Consider the following 18,370-nt stretch of genomic DNA (forward strand, 5'->3'; position numbering starts at 1 on the left):
GAATCCGATGGGAAGCAAATGTGCTTTCTGTCGGATTTTTTTTGGTCGCACATTAAGACGGCGTCAGCCGTTTCTGCTTGTGAAATTTAATTTTAGAACAAAAATAATTTGTACCAGAGCAAGAATTATGGTATTTTTTTATATATAATTATAATTATGAAAATAGCTTTTTCACAATACAATTTACTGGAGGGAATCCGTTGAAAACGCAAATTATGCCTTTGGATGAATTTTTGCAATTGAACACCGATGAACAGGTTGAAAACTTGAAACGTTGGAAAATGGATTATACATTAAAGGATATTCGCGAAGCGTGGGGCTTTAAACATTCCGCCCAGTACTATATGCTGCTCAAGAAACTTCGTATTTACGAGCGGGTCGTAAACAAGTCCGACAAATTTTATCCGGAGCAAATTATGAACGGCGCCCCATACGGTCTGGACCGTTCCGGGGAAGCGGGATCCCCTTACGGGCTGCAGAATCAGAAGGTGCCGGCGGATCAATTCGGCTACCAGCTGAATGTGTCGCTTACCGGCCCGGAGCTGGCGGACAAGCTGGAGAGATTGGCGCAGTTTTTGAAAGGCGAGCAAAAACTGGTCGCCATCAAGCTTTCCGTCGAGGCCGTTACCGAAGAAGAAAAGATGGAAGAGGAGCCGGGGGCTTAAATGCTCGCCGTATGGCCGAGGACACCGAAACAATAATAAGACCGGGATTCCCGGTCTTATTATTGTTTTTTGCATGCTGTTGGAGTGCGGGGAAATGTCGAAAAATCATGTTTAATTGAAAATAATTGTAAAAAAATTATACGTTACGCAGCTTCCCGAGCTCGGAAACCAATGCTTCAACTTCGCTGATGCTGAAATTTGACTTCGACGTTACCACATCGTAAAGGTCTTTAATGTCTTCATAGTTATCGATGCTGAAATGGGACGCCTGCATTGCGGCGGCGGTCGCCATTTTCAGCCGGGTTTTAATCGTTTCGATCATCAGTTCAATATTTTGCCGTGTCGGCTCGTTCAAGTTCGTCATGAGAATCCTCCTTAAGTTTTTGCGTTAGCAAAAACGCTTCGCAAGCATAAGCCTTGTTTTCTCCCCCGATTGTAACACGAAGCGGCGGTTGCCGAAAGCGCGGGGTTAAATTGAAGCGGATGTGAAATTCCGTTACAATGAACATAAAGATAAAGATCGACAAAGACGTTCGAAAAAGAGGTACGAGCATCGTGAAACAGGGATCGAAGGAGAACCGTTTGCCGGACGGGCAGTCATGGTCCAGAGTGGACGAAGAAGGGCTGCGTTTGTTTTTTGAGCATATTTCGGCCAGCTTCCCGGAGCGGGATCAGGTCGTCTTTCTTTGCATCGGCAGCGACCGCTCAACCGGCGATGCGCTGGGCCCGCTGGTCGGCTCCATGCTGAAGGCGCAAGGGTTCCCCAATGTCATCGGAACGCTTGAGCAGCCGTGCGATGCGGACAAGGTGAGCAGCGTGTTGGCCGCTTACAAGGGGATCGGAACGACCATCGTGGCCATCGACGCTTGTCTGGGCCGGGCCGAATCGGTCGGTTTGTACCTCGTGCGCAACGGACCTCTTCAGCCGGGGGAAGCGGTCGGGCAAAAGCTGCCGAGGGTTGGTGACTACAGCGTCGCGGTCGTAGTCGGCGCGCAGGGGCATAAGCCGTACTGGATTATCCAGACGACTTCCCTGCATTACGTTCTGCAGATGGCCCGCGCCGTTGTTAGAGCCGCTGCCCGCGTATGGGGCGGCCGGCATGGCAAGGGGAACTCCCCCGCCATGGAATCGTTCGAATTTTTGGATAGCAGTCATGAATAACTTATTATGCTCCAGCCAGCCGATATCTGTCAGGAGAGGATGAAGGATACGATGAACCGATCGATTGCCAATCATACGTTAACGCTTCCAGGCGGCACCCGGCTGGCCTATATGGACAGCGGACGCGGGTCGGCAGGACGAGGCCCTTCCCGCACGATCGTGCTGCTGCACGGTTATTGCGGCAGCTCGGCGTACTGGGAACAGCTGCTGCCCTGCATGGATAAGAACGTAAGGATGATTGCGCCGGATTTACGCGGACACGGCAATTCGTCGGCTCCGAAAGCCGACAAGTACCGGATCGAGGATTTCGCCGAAGATATCGCGCAGCTGCTGGACATGCTGGACCCCGGTCCCGTGCTGCTGCTCGGCCATTCGCTCGGCGGCTATATTACGCTCGCGTTTGCCGGGCACTATCCGGACAGACTGGAAGGATTCGGGCTCATTCACTCCACCGCGCTGCCCGACAGCGAGGAGGCGAAGGGGAACCGGGATAAAGCTGCCGCGGCGATTAAGGAGCGCGGAATGGAGCCGTTTGTCGACGGGCTGGTGCCGAAGCTGTTTGCGCCTGTCCATCAGGCTTCGATGGCGGAAGCGGTGCAGCGGGTCAAAGAAATCGGCTACGGCACCGACCCCGGCGGCGCGGCCGCTTCGGCGCTCGGCATGAAGGAACGCCCCGGCCGGATCAATGTGCTTGAGGAAACGGCGCTGCCTGTGCTCATCGTCGCCGGAAGCGAGGACGGCATCGTGCCTCCGGAGAAGGCGTTTCTCGTGGAACGCCCCTCCATTGCCCGGCATGTGCTGGAAGGAAGCGGTCATATGGGCATGATCGAAGAACCGCAGGAATTGGCCGCGATCATTCGGCAGTTTATGAATGAGCCGGGAAATTCGTGATTTCGTGATTTCGTGATTTCGGGTTAAACAAAAGTTTCGCGGTTGCCGCCGTATATCGGGAGGTTTCGAAAGATGTTTCAGCGGGATTACTTTATGCGGATGATCGGTCAGATGAGTGAAGCGATGGGGCAAGTGATGGGTTTGCGCAGCCAGCGAAAGCAAGAGGAAGCGCTGCTCGTCATCGATGATTTGCTGGAAAAGCAGTTCCGGCTGAACGCCAGGCTGCTGCGGGGACTTGCCGACGATGATTTGATCGCGCTCATGACGACGAACGGGATCCCGGAACAAGAAAATTTGCAGGCGGTTGCGCTGCTTTTTAAAGAGGAAGCCGATATATACGAAGAGATGGGGAATGAAACGCAGGCGTACCAGCTGCGTCTGCGGTCGCTTCATTTGTTTATGCGTCTGTCGCTGATGGGCTCGGAGCCGGCCTTGGCGGATCCCGCCGCGGAAACGGACAAGCTGCTGGAGCGGCTTGCCGCCTACGAGCTTCCCGCAGCCACGAAAGAGCTGCTGACGAAATGGCTGGAAGATCAGGGAAGGTTCGACCAGGCGGAAAATATGCTTTATGAGCGTCTGGAGGACGGGGTATCTGAAGCGGGCGAAGCGGAAGATTTCTACCGCAGGCTGCTGCTGCACGACGACGCGAAGCTGGAAGCGGGCGGCGTCTCTCGCGAGGAGATCGTCCAAGGGCTGGGAGATATACTGCGGACGGCTGCGGAAGGAAAGGCTTTGTAGCAAAGAGAAGGAGCAATGATCGTATGGAAGATTGGCGGCAGTCCATTACGGACTGGGTAGACCGGGGCGAGCTGCTTCAGGCAACGTTCAGCCAGCTGAAACGGAAGGACGAAGCAGCGGCGCCGCGCACGGTCGTAAGGCCGATAAAGCTAAAGAGCGGGCTGCATTACCAGTTCGAATTTCATTATGCCAACAAAGTGAAGCATGAGAATGTCGCGCCTGCGGAAGGTGCCGGCAGAATGATCGAGGAGCTGGAGAAGCATTACCGCCAGGCGCTGCTCAAAACTCCGGAAGCCGACGTACAGCTGCTGTTCAGCAAAAAAGGGAAGCCGGCGATGCTGCGCAAGCCGCCGACCGCAGCGGACAAGCCGAAAGCGGAGGCGCATGACCGGCAGAAGAAGCGCGTGCTCGCGGGCGGGGCGCCGCCGTTTCTGGTGGAGCTCGGCATTATGTCGCCGGAGGGCAACGTTTATGCCAAGAAACAGGACAAATACCGGCAAATCAACCGCTTTCTGGAGATGGTCAGCGACGTGCTTCCCCACTTGCCGGACGGACGCGAGCTGACGATTGTCGATTTCGGCTGCGGCAAATCGTATTTGACCTTTGCGCTTTACCACCTGCTGGCGGTGGAGCTGGACAAGCCGGTCCGCGTGATCGGCCTCGACCTGAAGGAGGATGTCATCGCCTTCTGTTCCGCCCTTGCGCAGAAGCTCGGATTTGACGGCCTCCGCTTTCAAGTGGGCGATATCGGCCGCTTCGGCGAGCTTGAGTCGGCGGATATGGTCGTCACGCTTCACGCCTGCGATACGGCGACCGACGCCGCGCTGGCGAAGGCGGTGCAGTGGGAGGCGTCGGTCATCTTGTCGGTTCCCTGCTGCCAGCATGAGGCGTTCGGACAAATCAAGAGCGAAACGTTGTCCCCGCTGCTGCAGCACGGACTGCTGAAAGAGCGCTTTGCGGCGCTGGCCACGGATGCCGCCCGCGCCAGCCTGCTGGAGATCGCGGGCTACAAATCGCAAATACTTGAATTTATTGACCCGGAGCATACGCCTAAAAATATTTTAATCCGCGCCGTAAAACAGCCGGACTCCTCAGCCGCTGCGTCGGTACAGGACAAATGGCGGCGCTATGCCGCTTACCGCGATTCACTCGCACTGGCACCTTATTTGGAAGGGCAGCTCGCGGCCATCGGCAAACTGCCGGAACACCGCAGCTAAGCTGCAACAATCGCCGGATCGGAGCAGCCTCCAATCCGGCGCAAGCTTTTTTTCGCTGCCGTTATCGCATTCCATTTTCTGCTGTCCGGGTCATGGTTATTATATGGTATCGTTTGTGGGAATGGATACCTAACGATAGGGTGAACACCTTGGAATCAATGATATGGCTTGATTTCGGATTATTTGTTTTTTTGTCCGGTTTATTTTTCTATGTGTTCGCTTTCAGCCACCTTAGGACGCTTCATAAAGTGTACCTCATCTTTCATAGTTTCATGATGCTGTGGCCGCTTTCACAATTTGCGCTGAAAACGACGGACCGGCCCGAATTTCAAAGCTTTTACGCTTCGGTTTCGATTTTGTCGATTTCGTTTCAAAGCGCCGCATGGCTCATATTCACCTTTTTATTAACCGGACAATCTTACCTGATCACGCGCATGCGGATTTTGTTCATCATTGCTCCCGCCTTGATTATCGCGGCCCTTGTGCTTGGTCCGATGCAGAGCGTCACGCAACCGTTTGTGAACCCGTCGGCCAGGTTGATGTACAGTCCGATCCTCTGGCTTTTGTCACTTCAACTGTTAGTTGTCTGCGCTTTTTCCATCAGCTTGATGTACCGGGTGCTGCGGGCCGGAGCGTCGCCCCGCCACCGCAAATTGATCGTCATGGCGCTTAAAGGGCTGGTTCTGCTCGTATTGTTTATCCTTTCGGATTTTCTTGTCAATGTCGCATGGGACAACGGGTTGCCGGATGTACCCGGCATTACGTCCGTCGGGCTGGCGATTGCCGGTTCTTATTTTGTGTTTGCGATTCAAAGGCAAGGGGTATTTGATATTGTACAGGTCGCGCAGCACAACGTCATTCAATCGATGTCGGCCGGCGTGATGGTGCTGGATGAATACAATGTCGTCGTGGAGTCGAACAAAATGCTCAAAGGTTATCATGCGGCCCGTATCGGGGACAAGTTCGATATGGCCGCTTTTTTAAAGAGGGTGGAAGTGAAGCCGGGGGAGAGCTTCGAATTTTTGCGGAAATACGGCAAGCGGAAGCCGGGGCAAATACAGCTGGAGTTTAAGCTCAAGGAAGATAATCAGGTGCGTTACATTCAGATGAATGTATCTCCCGTGGTCACGTCCCGCAAAACGATGATCGGCCGGGTTGTGACGTTCCAGGATATTTCGGAGATCCGTTCGCTGGTGGAGCAGAAGCACCGGCAAAATGAAACGCTGCAAATCCGCAACCGGGAACTGATCATAATACAGGATGAGTTGTATCGGGCGAACCAAATGCTGGAGCAGCTGGCGATTACGGACAGTTTAACCGGCTGCTACAACCGCCGTTTTCTAATGCAGCAGCTGGAGCACGAAATGCTGACCAATGCCAGATATAAAGTTCCGTTTGCCATTTTTTTGTTCGACATCGACTGGTTCAAATCGATCAACGACACGTTTGGCCATCTGATGGGAGACGAGGTGATCAAGGGGACAGCCGCCGCCGTACGGAACTGTTTGCGCAGAAGCGATCTGCTTGCCCGGTACGGCGGGGAGGAGTTTACCGTCTATTTGCCGCATACGGCGAGCGAGCAGGCGGTCAAGCTGGCCGAAAAGGTGAAGGCCGCCGTGGAGCGGAACTATTTCGCTTCTTCCAGTGACGGCAGTCCGGTGCGCATTACGATCAGCATGGGCGTTCTGACTGTGGATCCGGACCGAATGATGAACATTCAGGAGCCGAAAGCGTATTTGCAGGAGCTGTTCGCCCAGGCCGATGCGGCCCTTTACGAAGCGAAGCGCAGCGGGCGCAACTGCATCGTCAGCCGCAAGCATGCTTGAAGCTTTTTTATTCGCTGTCAGGCAGGGATCCAAATCGTAGTCAGGCTTCGAACCATTTAGTAGAATAGTTGATTATGCCCCGTCTCTTTGGGGGCGCCAGCATCGGTAAAGGCGGTTAAGAGCAAAGTGAAAAAAGTGCATTTGAACAGCATTCAACAGGGGGAGCGGCTCGCCAAACCGATTTTTCAGGAAAACGGGAACGTGCTGCTGGGTGCCGGAGTGGAGCTGACCGACCGGTTTATTCAAAGACTGACGATGCTCGGCATCGACATGGTATACATAGAAGATGCCTTTACGGAAGGTATCGTGCCCGTCGCGCCGATCCGGGACGAAACCCGGAAGCAGGCCGCAGGCGCCGTTTACAAAACCGTCAATTCGCTGGTCGACCTGCCCGCGAACCGCGGAAGGGCGATGTCGCCGGAGACGGGCCGGACGTTTCGTACAGTGTTCCGTGACATATTGAACGATCTCATCACCCGCGAGGATGTGCTCGTCAGCCTGAGCGACATTCATGTGACCGACGCGTATTTGTTCCAGCATTCGGTCAACGTGGCCGTTCTGGCCGGCGTGATGGGAATCGCCAAAGGCTATAACCGCCAGCAGCTGGAAGAGCTCGGAATCGGGGCCATGCTGTTCGATATCGGAATGACGCAGGTTCCGAAGGAACTTCTGAACAAAAAGGGCGACCTGACGCCGCAGGAGAAGGAAATGGTGCAGCGGCATACCGTTCTGGGCTATGATTTGATCCGCAAACAGCACGATATTTCGCTTCTCTCCGCCCACTGCGCCCTTCAGCATCATGAGCGTTATGACGGGACGGGTTATCCGCGTCAGGTCGGGAAGGACGCCATCCATATGTACGCCCAAATCGTGGGGCTGGCCGATGTCTACACCGCCCTCACCTCCGCTCGTCCCTACAGGAAGCGGTATACGCCTTCGGAAGCGATTGAATATTTATTTGCTGCAGGAGGCACACATTTTAATCTCGACTTGATCAAGCTGTTTTGCAGCCACATTTCCATCTATCCGATTTCGACAACGGTACTTCTCAATTCCGGCCAGGTGGGCGTCGTATCGGCGAACAACCCGGTCGCCCTGCACCGCCCGCTTGTGCGGATCATCCGGGAACCGGACGGGAGCGCCCCTTCCGCTCCATACGAGCTGGATTTAAAGGAAGAGCTTCATTTGAACATTGTAAACGAAATGTAACGCAATTCCACCCGCTGTCAATCTTAATGATGAAGGGGCTGATATGTGTGATGCTGCAGCGACTGATACGTTCATTCGTCAAGTCGGAATCGGCGGATAAGGAGGTTTTAATTTCCGGGATGGTCATCGGCAGCCGAACGGTCGTTGAAAAGAACGACTATGTCGCTGCCGGAACGTTACGTTACATAGAGGGGGACTTAATTGAAATCGAGCTGGCGGAGTTCAAGCCGTTCGAGCTCGGAGAACCGGTCAAGCTGACGATTTATTCCCAACTGGGCGTTTACCGCATGAGCACAACTGTTATTGCAAAAGCGGCGGGGGCCGTTGCGGTTCTTTTTCCGCATGACAAATTTAAGGTGCGGGACGAAAAAAGAAGCTCGCCTCGCGTTCCGGTCGAATGCGGGGGATGGCTGAAGCTGGGCGTCGAAGCGGCGGAAGTGCCGGCGGTGGAGCTTACCCGTTCGGAAGTGCTGAAGGAGGCATGGGCAAGCGATCTGAAGGCCGACGGCCTCGACCAGGAGCTGCTCGGCAGGCTGGAGAAGCTGATGGAAGAGGAAGAACTGCAGAAAATCGTCGAACGGGAAGCGGAGAAACGCGAGGCGTCCCATAACGTTCCGATTGCGGTCCGCAATTTGAGCCGTTACGGGATCAGCTTCACGATCGGTGACGGACCGGTGCTCATGTGCGGGCAAACGGTGGAGGTCGAGCTTGAGCTCAGCTTTCCGTTTGTTTGTACGGTAGAAATCATGCGGATGGAGCAGACGTCGTCCGGCTGCATATACGGCGCTCTTATTAAAGACATCGACGAGACGCTCAGCCGCGCGCTGAGGGCGTACGTTCTGCGGGAACAGGTAGAGGACTATTACCGGCGAAAAGACAGGGAATTGACAAGGCAGGAATAACGGGATAGTTCACGTTATTCCTGCTAAAGTGAGTGAAAATACTTGCTTGTGCAAATGGACCTGAGGCGCAGCCTCAGGTTTGTTGTTTTTTCGGGCCGGAGGGGGCTTCCGCCTCACGAGCCGAAGCTCGCGTATACTACTGGAGCGGATAGCGCTGCAAATCCCAGCATACCGAGCGCATACGAATCGGCTTTCTGCTGACTCCGGAAAGAAAGGCAACCATTGAAAAACATGCGTTCGTACATCTTTTTTCTTGTTTATTTATCCACTTGTAGCAATTCCTGCAAAAATGCATTTTTCCATAATACAAACATACGTTCGGCAAAAATAAGCTTGGAATTCCTGTATATTTGCAGGATTTCTTCTCGATTAATCAATTTCGATCGATAAAAACTGTATCATTGCAGGTTTGAGAAGCTCGTCCGCACGGACTGCCCCGGTAGTTGACCCCTTTGGAACTGTCCAGCAGAATATTTCGGTTTACCGATGATGAAACCTTTATTCGGGAAGCATCGTATAACCGGTTTAGTGTCATATTCTAATATTCATAATCAAATTTGGAGGAAAAAATGGACCCCGAGCGAGAATCGTTAATCCAACTGATCAAGAAAGGCAACAAATCGTCTGCTGTCGCAGCGGGCGGTAACGCCGTCATTGCGGCTGTTAAAGGTATAGCCGCCGCTTTCAGCGGCAGTGGAGCGATGTTCGCGTCCGCCATGCACTCCATGGCCGATGCCATTAACCAGGGCTTCGTATTCGCGGGAAGTATACTTGCCGAGAAAAAGCCGACACGTCGGTTCCCGACTGGCTTTGGACGCGTGATCAATATCTTTTGTATGATTGCAGTAATCGTTGTCTCAATTATGGCGTATGAAACGATACGGGAAGGCTGGCACTTCATTCAGCATCCCTCAGAAAGTCATGGAATCTGGTTGAATATTGCCGTCCTCATGCTCAACCTGCTCATTGACGGAGCCATTTTAATAAAAGCAATGAAGGAAATTGTGAAGGAATCACGTGTTGAAGCGACAGGACTTAAAATAATCGGAGCTTCCTTCAAAAACGTAAGTCGTTCGGCGCCACCCACACGTTTAGTGTTTTATGAAGATCTTGTAGCCGTGACCGGCGCTTTATTGGCTATGATTGCCGTTGTGGTTGTTTCCTTAACTTCATACAACGCCTTGGATGGCGTAGTTACCATTCTGATCGGCTTCTTAATGATTGGCGTTGCTTTTAGAGTCGGATTCGACAATATGGTTGGCCTTATCGGTGTCGCCGCGCCATTAGAAGTGGAAGATAAGATTGCGAAACTTATTCTGTCCGAGCAACTTGTCACCGATATCAATCATATGCGCATCATTCAGGAAGGCCGATATTATCATGTCGAAGGCTTGATTGAATTGAAGCCTGGCTTGTCGCTGGCAGACGCGGATGACATTAAATTTAAAGTTCGCGACAAACTTATGCTTGATCCCGATATCGCGGACGTGACATTGGGAATCATTGAGGATAACGGTGTGAAAAACTGGATTCCGGTCTATAAAAGATAACGTTAATATACGTCCCTGGCTTGGAGCCCTTCGGATCGGAAAGCTGATTCCGTAACAGAAACTTTCCTAGCCGCTGCTTGTGCCGGTTTCATGTCCAAGGCGGCCGCAGGGCAGTCTTAACCTTATTTACCGCACTTCCAAGCAAGAAAAAACGAACTGATCAAGGGGCTGCCCTTGGCCGGTTCGTTTGTTTTTTTGTCCACTGCCAACAAGAGCCTATGCTAAAATCTCTTCCGTTGTACGAATCCGGCCAATGCGCGGGAAAATAACATTACGGACATGTTCATGCTCGGGTTGCGTAAAGCCTGTCATGGCATCGATCGCAAAAATGATGTTATATCCATGCTGAAAAGCTTCTCTTGCCGTTGTATCTACGCCAATGCCTGAGGCAATGCCGCATAACACGATGGTATCGATGTTCCGGCGCCGCAGCTGCAAATCGAGGTCTGTTCCGTGGAAGGCGCCCCATTGCTTTTTGGCTACGATATGGTCGGTTTCTGTCCTGCCGATTTCCGGAACAAATTCATCCCAACCCTCTACCAGGTTCAATGCAGGCGGAGCCGTATCGAGTTTGGGATGAAGCATATCTTTAAAGTCTTTACTGGATACATGCACCAGGGCAACGAATGCTCCTTGATCACGGAATCTGTCGGCCAGTTTGGCAGAGTTTGCAATGACCTGCCCGGCGGAATAGGGAGCATACCCATTGCCGATCCATTTTTGCAGATCAATCACCACGAGCGCTGTTGTATTCCAATCCACTACATGTTCTTTCTCCTCCGCATTAAAACTCGCCATATCTATTGGGTTCATATGATATCCCCTTGCTGCTGCTTGTATTTTTAAGATTGACTCCTTTAGTGTATATTCAGTTGTACAGTATAACGAGAGAGGGACTTAACCTAGGAGTGTCACTCCTAGGATAGATAGGGAAGGGAGCGAAGGGATGCAAGGGGAAGAGCAAAGAGCCAGGCAATTGGCGGAGTTCCTTCGAACCCGGCGGGCTCGCCTGAATCCGGACCAAGTGGGGTTGCCTTCCGGAGGAAGACGGCGGACCCCCGGCCTTAGAAGAGCCGAGGTTGCCGTACTCGCCGGTGTAAGCGTGGACTGGTATACATGGCTGGAGCAGGGCAGGGATATTCAGGTATCGATACAGGTGCTTGATAGCATAACCCGCGCATTGCGGTTGGATGACAACGAGCGCAGGCATCTGTTTTTGCTGGCAACGGGACATTTGCCTCCGGAAAATCATGAGCCTCAGAACAGCGTAAGTCTGATGCTCCAGGATTTTTTGGACAGACAGGGAGAATGCCCTGCCTTTGTGACGAACTCGCGATGGGATATCGTGGCATGGAACAGGGCGGCCAGTCTTATATTTGGAGATTATGAAAGAATGTCCCCTAGAGAAAGAAATTCGATATGGCGCTTATTCACGAGTAAGTATGCCAAACAGCTGCTGCGGGACGATTGGGAAAAGAATGCGAAACGCCGGTTGGCTCAATTCCGGGCGAGTTATGGAAATACGATGGGAGACTCCTGGTGGACCGGGATGATCGAAGCATTAAATGCGCAAAGCGAGGAATTTCGGCAATGGTGGCCTCTGCACAACGTTTTAAATACGCCTGAAGGTGAAAAATTGCTTTACCATCCGACGGTCGGCTCTCTTCGTTTCGGACACCTTTCTTTCCAGGCATCAGACTCCGCCAGCCTTCAAGTTACGGTAAATATTCCTTTAGATGACCCAACGAAAGAAAAAATGAAGAGACTCCTTCGTACAGATGAATAATGCAATTGCCGGTCCCGCTCCCGCTCATTTGCCGGAAAGGGTCTTGCCGGATGAAAACATGAAATGGTAATGTTTAGTTAAAAAGTAGGGATTCATGTGCCTCGTTCGCTGTTTGTCGCTTTGTTTCTGCTCAGCCTGATCTGGGGAGGATCGTTTTTCTTTATCAAAACGTTGCTGCACGATTTTGGGCCGTGGACGATCTCTTTTCTAAGATCCGCTCTTGGATTGATGACCATTGCGGTTGTTATGCTCGTGCTGCGGAAGCCTTTCGAATTCGGGAAAATACCTTGGGTGCCCATGGCCGTGATGGCCTTGATCAACACAGCGGTTCCATGGACCGTCATCGCATACAGCGAGACGAGACTTGCGAGCAGCATGGCCTCCGTGCTGAACGCGACAACGCCGCTCTGGACGATCATTGTGGGCGTGCTGTTCTTTCAGACGGTGACGAACCGGCTGCAGTGGCTCGGCATGGGGCTGGCCTTCATCGGCCTCGTCGTCCTGCTCGGGGTCAATCCGGTTTCGATCGTATCGGTCGACCTGCTTGGTTTTACCGGCATGATGGTGACGACATTGTGTTATGGAGTCGGATCGCAGCTGTCCAAACGCCTTTCGAACGGATTGTCGATGTATCAAATTACGTTCGGCACACTGCTCTGCTCCACCATTTGCTGCGGGAGCATCGCCCTTTCGATTGAGCCGATCACCGCTTCGCACCTTGCAGCGCCCGCAAACATCGCTGTTTTGGTCGGCCTTGGCATTTTCGGCTCAGGCTTCGCATACATCCTCTTCTACTATATGGTCCAAAAGGGGAGCCCTGAATTTGCGACGATGGTCACCTATCTTATTCCGGCGAGCGCCATTATTTGGGGTTATACGCTGCTGAGCGAGAAGATCGAATGGAGCTTGCTGACAGGGCTCGTTCTCATATTGGGCGGCGTCTTCCTGGCAAGTAAAAAACAGCCCGGGAAAGCGGCCGGCAAGCAGGCAGCAGGAGCGGAACTGCACAACTGCAGCTTTGTCTCGAAAGCAAAAAAAGCGCCGCTGGAATGAACGGAAAGAGTGCCGCATCGCAATTGATGCGGAAACCACCTAAACGGATGGCGGTTTTTTTTTTAGTGAGCCCGGTATTGGCGCTGTCTCTGCGGCTCAAGTCCTGAATGGTGTTGGCGACAGCAGCCACAGCTGAGGCAAGGATGAAACCGATAAGCTGAATCTGAAATAAGCCGGTACGCTAAAGTTGCTAAACCGGGCGATCCGCCGGCGATATGAAAAGCCGGATTTCGGGCAATACAGGAAATAGATGCCGCTCTCTTTCACAGGCTGACCGTTACCCGTACTGACGAGACGGAGCGGAACGGACAGGCAATGAGCGGTGCCTGTCCGCCGCCATGCAGCGCCGCGGGCGCACCGGAAGCGGCAGGTCAGATCAGGAACCGGAGGCGTACCGTTTGTTTCATCAGCCGCAACATAATGTCAGCGTTAGCAGACCCTGGGCTGCGGTATCCGTCTGTCTGCTGGCCGCTTGTTTTCTCGGTTATGCCGCATACCGCAGCGGCATGTTTTTTGACGGCTTGTTTTACCGTTGGGAGGCGCTGCTTTGCGCATTGGCGGCGGCGCGGCTGCTGACGAAGCGGTGGATGCGGCAAAACGCCAGCCGCCGTCCCGGAACAATGCCGATCTCCCATGGGGCGATTGCGGGCATATGCGCGCTGACGTTTCTTTATGCGCTGTCGCTTCTCGGCCGGCCCGCTTCCGTGCAGGGAACGCTGGAGCAGATACTGCGCTGGAGCGCTTACGGCGCTTATTTGGTTCTGCTTCTGGATGCGGCGCGTTTGCGCGGATTTGCGCCCGTATGGACGTCCGCGCTGCTGCTGTCGGGGCATTTTGCCGTGTTTGGCGCGCTGGCCGGTTGGCTGGGCTGGCTGCATTTTCCGGATATCGTCATGAGGACGGGAGACAGCGAGCTGTCCGCAACGGGTGCGCGGCTGGCCGGTTTTTTTCAATATGCGAATATGCTGGGGGCGGTTGCCGGAGCGTTGCTGCTGTGGCAATGGTCGCTGCTCGTGCAAGGCAGCGGATTTTGGCCGCGGCTGCTCGCGCGAGTCGGAGCGGTTCCGTATGCGCTTGTGCTGCTGCTGACGGAATCGCGCGGGGCGTGGATCGCGGCGGCGGCCGGCTGGCTGCTCGGCCTGCTCGTTATCGGCGCGCCACATAGAAGGCGCTGGCTGCTTCTGAGCGCCTGGACGATGCTGCTCGCCGGACTGGCGTACCGGCTCGTTTACCGGACGGGAGCGGCTTTGACGGGAGAAGGCGCCTTGGCGCCGGGAGGTGCGGGTTACCGAGCAGCGGCCGGCTTGCTTCCGGAAGCTGCGGCTGAAAGCGGGCTGCTGCACCGGGTATTGGAGCTTTGGCCGGGATCGGCAGCGGCCGGCGTGGTGGCGGTTATCGCCGCAGCGGTCGCCGGGGCGGCAGGGCTGCGGCTGCTGGAGGCGGCTCGCTTAACTCGGCGGCGGGGAGCGCTTCTTGTATGGCTCGTCCCGCCGCTGTGCGCCGCGCTGCTCGCCGCCCTGCTTCCGGCGGCGCTGCACGGCAGGATCGGCGCCCATTATGAGACGGGGGCGGCCCGCATGCTGTTTTACCGGGATGCGCTGGCGCTCGCACAGCAGGCCCCGCTGCTTGGCCAGGGCGGCGGCGTCTGGCGGACGCTGTTTCAGAGCGTGCAAAGCCGTCCTTATGCAGGCAGCGAGGTGCACAGCGGCTATCTCGATACGCTGCTTAATACCGGTGCGGCCGGTCTTGCGGTGCTGACCGTTATGGCTTGTTCCCTTTGCCTGATGCTGTGGAAACAGAACCGTGCGCTGCTGGCGCCCGTACTGACGCTGCTGCTGCACGCCGCCGTGGACATTGATATGTCCTACGGATATTACTGGCTGCTGCTGTTTGGACTGGCGGCGGCGGGTGCGGCGGCGCCAGCCGGCGAAGCGAACGGAATTGCGGATCCGGGAGAGGGAGCGGGGAGCAGCGCGGCGGCGCCAGCCGGCGAAGCGAGCGGGATTGCGGATCCGGGAGAGGGAGCGGGGAGCAGCGCTGCGGCGCCAGGCGGCGAAGCGAGCGGGATTGCGAGTCCGGGAGGGGTAGCGGGAAGCAGCGCTGCGCGCCGCGCGGCGGCGCTGCTGGCCGCGCTCTGGCTCGCCGCCGCCAGCCTCGGCGGCTGGCAGCTCGACCGCGCGCAGCGGCTGCGCGAAGCCGCAGCCGCCGCAAGCGGCTCCGCGCGCATCGCGCTGCTGCGCGCGGCCGTCGCCGCGAATCCGGCATGGACCCGGATTCGCACCGACCTGGCGCAGCTCGTCCCGCCGGGGGAGCGGGCGTCGCTGCTTGCGGCCGGACTGCGCTATGAGCCGCAGTCCGCGCCGCTGCAGTGGGAGCTCGGCGAAACGTACGCAGAGCTCGGCGATTTGCCGCGCGCCGAAGCGGCGCTGCGCGCGGCGGCGCGCCTGGACCGCTTCGGCAGTGCGAAGCGGACCGAAGCGCTGCAGGTGCTCGAGCGGCTCGCGCAGCGGCAGCTCGCGGCCGGCAGCGCCGGCGCGGCGCGGCAGACGGCACTTGCCGCGCTGTCGCTCTACAGCGCTTACGCGGAGCTGGACCGCGAGGTGCGCGGCATGAGCCATCCCGCGAACGGCCGCCGCTTCGCGCTCACAGCCGAAGCGGAACAAACCGCATCGCGGTGCCTCGAGCTGCTGCGCCGGACGGAGAAAGGGTAACCTGCGCCTGCCCCTCCCATTTGTGCCGCTGCAAAAGTCCGTTACCCTCCGAAGGCATCCCGGAACGCGGCGCAGAGCTTGGTCCGGTCCACGTTCCACAGCTCTGCGATTTCCGCGGCGACGTTCTCGTCCCACCAATCCGACAGCAGCTTGCGGTTGCTGCGGTTTTCCACGATCCAGGGCAAATTGAGCAGCACTTTTTTCGTATAGCGTTTTTCCGCTTCCTCCATTGCATCGGCTGCAATCCATACTTTCATTCGTTTCGCTGTGCGGTACAGCTCATTGCCGCAAGCCCGGCGGATTTTACGGGCGGTGGGGAAGTCGGGCTGATGCTTCTTGGCGCTTGACGGATTCATAGGCGGACGGCTCCTCTTTTTTCTTTAACGTATGCGGGGAGCGGGGGAGCCGTCACTGCCGGATCGTGCGCTTATTTATCCGCTCCGTTTCCATTCGCTGCGGCTTGCGTGCATGCGGTTGACCACCGCCATGCGGCGCCACGCCGCGCAATGGGAGCTCGCCCTGCACGGCGGATAACTTTTCGACTACGCATTGTTCGCTGTTCACCCGCCCGAAGGACGGGACTGTCCATAAAGCCGCCCTAGCAGTCCTATGGAGCGGCGTTCGGGGATATGATAGAATACGGAATAGGGCAGTTAATCCAGAAATCGACAAGAAAGGCGGGATCGGGAGCGAAATGCATTTTTTATCGGATCTTATCAGCTATTTGTTGGGCATCATTGAACAGCTCGGGTACTTCGGCATTATTCTCGGTCTGGCTATGGAAGTCATCCCCAGTGAAATCGTGCTTGCCTACGGCGGTTATCTCGTTTCCAGGGGTACGATCAATTTTATCGGGGCAGTCATTTGCGGCACGATCGGCGCCATCATTCAGCAATGGATCCTGTACGCTATCGGACGGTACGGCGGGCGGCCGTTTCTGGACAAGTTCGGCAAATTCTTACATATTAAACCGAAGCATATCGATATCGCGGAAGGATGGTTCAACCGGTATGGCTCCGGCATCGTCTTTACGGCCCGATTTGTGCCGGTCATGCGGCAGGTGATCTCGATCCCGGCGGGCATGGCCCGCATGCCGTTAGGGTTGTTTACGCTGCTGACGGCGGCCGCTTCGATTCCGTGGTCGCTGCTGTTCGTTTATTTGGGCTGGAAGCTCGGCGATAACTGGGAACAGATCGACGAGAAGGCGGCGCCTTACATGCAGCCGGCAATTCTGATCGCCATTGCGCTGCTCGTCATTTATTTCCTCTATAAATATGTCCGCTCCCGCCGCAAGGCGGCCTAAGTTGGGATCGGGCGCATCTTTTGCTACAATTAACTTTACAGTCCATATGAAAAAAGGAGAGATCGTTCGTGGCCAAAAGTGTGGCGGACAAGCTGAACAAGGGCATCACCCCGCAGCAGTTTATGGACGGAATGCAGAAAAACAAAGAAGCGTTCCACAGCTGGTATGAACAGTTCCAGTGGAACAGCGATAGCGACCGCGAGTTTTTCGAATCGCTCAACAACCGCGACGACTTGCGCTGCCTTATTTTAATGGCGGACTGGTGCGGCGATGTGGTGCGCAACGTGCCGGTCGTGTTCCGGGCGCTTGAAATTAGCGGCATTCCGACGGAAGTGCTCATTCTGGAGGAGAACCTGGATACGATGGAGCAATTTTTGACGATGGGCGGCCGCGCCGTTCCGATCGTCATTTTCGCCGATACCGGCGGACATGTGCTTGGACATTGGGGACCCCGTCCGAAGCATGTTCAGGAAGCGATGATTGCGTTCAAGCAAGCGAACCCGGATCGCGAAGCGCCGGACTATCAGGAGAAGCTCGCAGCGACCCGTCAGGAGATCGGCCGCCGTTACGGCGAAGGAACCGGCTATCAGGCCGTTATCGTCTCCGAACTGCGCGAAGCTTTATCTTCCTACTGATAGAATGATCAACATCGAAAAGTTCGTGCTGGGTCCCCTTCAGACGAACGCTTATCTGCTTACCGACGAAGCCGGGGAACGCGGCGTGGTTATCGATCCCGGCATAGGACCGAAAAAGCTGCTTGAACGCATCAAAGGACTGAAGATCGAAGCGATTCTGCTGACCCACGCCCATCTGGATCATATGGGCGGTGTGGACGAGGTGCGGAAGGCTGCCGGCTGTCCGGTTTACATCCATGATCTGGAGGCGGATTGGCTGACCGATCCCGCCAAGAACGGTTCGCTCCGCTGGAGCGATCTGACCCCGCCACTCGTGACGGACCCGGCCGAATATGCGCTGGACGAAGGCCAGAAGCTGGAACTGATTGGGCACGTGTTTACGGTGATGCATACCCCGGGTCATTCGCCGGGCAGCGTCAGCTTTTTGCTCGGTAACGACCTGTTTTCCGGCGACGTGCTGTTCCGCGCTTCAATCGGAAGAACGGACCTGCCCGGAGGACGCGAGCGGGATTTATACGACTCGATCACCGGCAAGCTGTTCAAGCTGCCGCGCGAGACGGTCGTCTATTCGGGACACGGCCCGAAGACGACGATCGGATTCGAGATGGACAACAATCCGTACGTTGGTATTCGCTAGCTGACGCATACTTGCTTTCACGGAACTCTCGCGTTGCTTCTTATCAAGGAGCGGTGCGGGAGTTCTTTATTTTTCACGAGGGGAAG

18 protein-coding genes are annotated in these 18,370 nt (G+C 55.4%); 15 read left to right on the forward strand and 3 right to left on the reverse strand.

Going from position 1 to position 18,370, the window contains the following annotated elements; translation table 11 throughout:
* The first annotated feature begins 200 nt into the window (after nt 1–200).
* Entirely contained in the window at nt 201–665 is a 465-nt protein-coding gene (locus VN24_RS15295) for a hypothetical protein (RefSeq protein ID WP_148505254.1), read from the forward strand.
* A gap of 136 nt (nt 666–801) precedes the next feature.
* Here VN24_RS15295 and VN24_RS15300 read toward each other — a convergent pair whose 3' ends face one another.
* Nucleotides 802–1,029: a DUF1128 domain-containing protein gene (locus tag VN24_RS15300; protein ID WP_045671101.1), complete on the reverse strand. Its 228-nt coding sequence runs from the start codon at nt 1,027–1,029 to the stop codon at nt 802–804.
* 191 nt (nt 1,030–1,220) lie between these two features.
* Between VN24_RS15300 and yyaC the strand changes: the two genes are divergently transcribed.
* The 8 genes from yyaC (at nt 1,221) to VN24_RS15345 (ending at nt 10,159) form a co-directional block, all read left to right on the forward strand.
* On the forward strand, nt 1,221–1,826 hold the full coding sequence (gene yyaC, locus VN24_RS15305; RefSeq protein WP_238590705.1) for a spore protease YyaC: 606 nt from the start codon (nt 1,221–1,223) through the stop codon (nt 1,824–1,826).
* A gap of 51 nt (nt 1,827–1,877) precedes the next feature.
* Nucleotides 1,878–2,717 (forward strand): alpha/beta fold hydrolase, encoded by an 840-nt coding sequence (locus VN24_RS15310; protein WP_045673348.1) that lies wholly within the window; start codon nt 1,878–1,880, stop codon nt 2,715–2,717.
* Nucleotides 2,718–2,789: 72 nt separating this feature from the next.
* On the forward strand, nt 2,790–3,455 hold the full coding sequence (locus tag VN24_RS15315) for a DUF6483 family protein (protein ID WP_045671102.1): 666 nt from the start codon (nt 2,790–2,792) through the stop codon (nt 3,453–3,455).
* A gap of 23 nt (nt 3,456–3,478) precedes the next feature.
* The gene (locus VN24_RS15320; protein WP_045671103.1) at nt 3,479–4,672 is read left to right on the forward strand and encodes a class I SAM-dependent methyltransferase; all 1,194 of its coding nucleotides are present in this window, start codon (nt 3,479–3,481) and stop codon (nt 4,670–4,672) included.
* A 158-nt stretch (nt 4,673–4,830) separates the two neighbouring features.
* Complete coding sequence (locus tag VN24_RS15325; RefSeq protein ID WP_045673349.1) at nt 4,831–6,498, forward strand: histidine kinase N-terminal 7TM domain-containing diguanylate cyclase; 1,668 nt, start codon at nt 4,831–4,833, stop codon at nt 6,496–6,498.
* Between the two features lie 126 nt (nt 6,499–6,624).
* Entirely contained in the window at nt 6,625–7,707 is a 1,083-nt protein-coding gene (locus VN24_RS15330) for an HD-GYP domain-containing protein (protein WP_045671104.1), read from the forward strand.
* Between the two features lie 50 nt (nt 7,708–7,757).
* The gene (locus VN24_RS26400) at nt 7,758–8,609 is read left to right on the forward strand and encodes a PilZ domain-containing protein (RefSeq protein ID WP_052702984.1); all 852 of its coding nucleotides are present in this window, start codon (nt 7,758–7,760) and stop codon (nt 8,607–8,609) included.
* A 569-nt stretch (nt 8,610–9,178) separates the two neighbouring features.
* On the forward strand, nt 9,179–10,159 hold the full coding sequence (locus VN24_RS15345; protein WP_045671105.1) for a cation diffusion facilitator family transporter: 981 nt from the start codon (nt 9,179–9,181) through the stop codon (nt 10,157–10,159).
* Nucleotides 10,160–10,375: 216 nt separating this feature from the next.
* Here the strand turns inward: VN24_RS15345 and VN24_RS15350 are convergent, their stop codons facing one another.
* Nucleotides 10,376–10,972: an isochorismatase family protein gene (locus tag VN24_RS15350; RefSeq protein ID WP_045671106.1), complete on the reverse strand. Its 597-nt coding sequence runs from the start codon at nt 10,970–10,972 to the stop codon at nt 10,376–10,378.
* A gap of 133 nt (nt 10,973–11,105) precedes the next feature.
* On the opposite strand from VN24_RS15350, the gene VN24_RS15355 reads away from it, so the two are divergent.
* The 3 genes from VN24_RS15355 (at nt 11,106) to VN24_RS15365 (ending at nt 15,709) form a co-directional block, all read left to right on the forward strand.
* Entirely contained in the window at nt 11,106–11,945 is an 840-nt protein-coding gene (locus tag VN24_RS15355; protein ID WP_045671107.1) for a helix-turn-helix transcriptional regulator, read from the forward strand.
* A 96-nt stretch (nt 11,946–12,041) separates the two neighbouring features.
* Entirely contained in the window at nt 12,042–12,998 is a 957-nt protein-coding gene (locus VN24_RS15360; RefSeq protein WP_045671108.1) for a DMT family transporter, read from the forward strand.
* Nucleotides 12,999–13,396: 398 nt separating this feature from the next.
* Nucleotides 13,397–15,709 (forward strand): O-antigen ligase family protein, encoded by a 2,313-nt coding sequence (locus tag VN24_RS15365; protein ID WP_045671109.1) that lies wholly within the window; start codon nt 13,397–13,399, stop codon nt 15,707–15,709.
* A 41-nt stretch (nt 15,710–15,750) separates the two neighbouring features.
* Here VN24_RS15365 and VN24_RS15370 read toward each other — a convergent pair whose 3' ends face one another.
* On the reverse strand, nt 15,751–16,065 hold the full coding sequence (locus tag VN24_RS15370; protein ID WP_045671110.1) for a dehydrogenase: 315 nt from the start codon (nt 16,063–16,065) through the stop codon (nt 15,751–15,753).
* Between the two features lie 338 nt (nt 16,066–16,403).
* Between VN24_RS15370 and uptA the strand changes: the two genes are divergently transcribed.
* The 3 genes from uptA (at nt 16,404) to VN24_RS15385 (ending at nt 18,284) form a co-directional block, all read left to right on the forward strand.
* Entirely contained in the window at nt 16,404–17,012 is a 609-nt protein-coding gene (uptA, locus tag VN24_RS15375) for an undecaprenyl phosphate transporter UptA (protein WP_045671111.1), read from the forward strand.
* A gap of 68 nt (nt 17,013–17,080) precedes the next feature.
* The gene (locus tag VN24_RS15380) at nt 17,081–17,647 is read left to right on the forward strand and encodes a thioredoxin family protein (RefSeq protein WP_045671112.1); all 567 of its coding nucleotides are present in this window, start codon (nt 17,081–17,083) and stop codon (nt 17,645–17,647) included.
* Nucleotides 17,648–17,651: 4 nt separating this feature from the next.
* Nucleotides 17,652–18,284 carry an MBL fold metallo-hydrolase gene (locus tag VN24_RS15385; RefSeq protein ID WP_045671113.1) on the forward strand — a complete coding sequence of 211 codons (633 nt, stop codon included), beginning with the start codon at nt 17,652–17,654 and terminating at the stop codon, nt 18,282–18,284.
* Nucleotides 18,285–18,370 lie beyond the last annotated feature (86 nt).

Source organism: Paenibacillus beijingensis, from assembly GCF_000961095.1.
GTDB classification, from domain to species: Bacteria; Bacillota; Bacilli; order Paenibacillales; family Paenibacillaceae; genus Paenibacillus_O; species Paenibacillus_O beijingensis.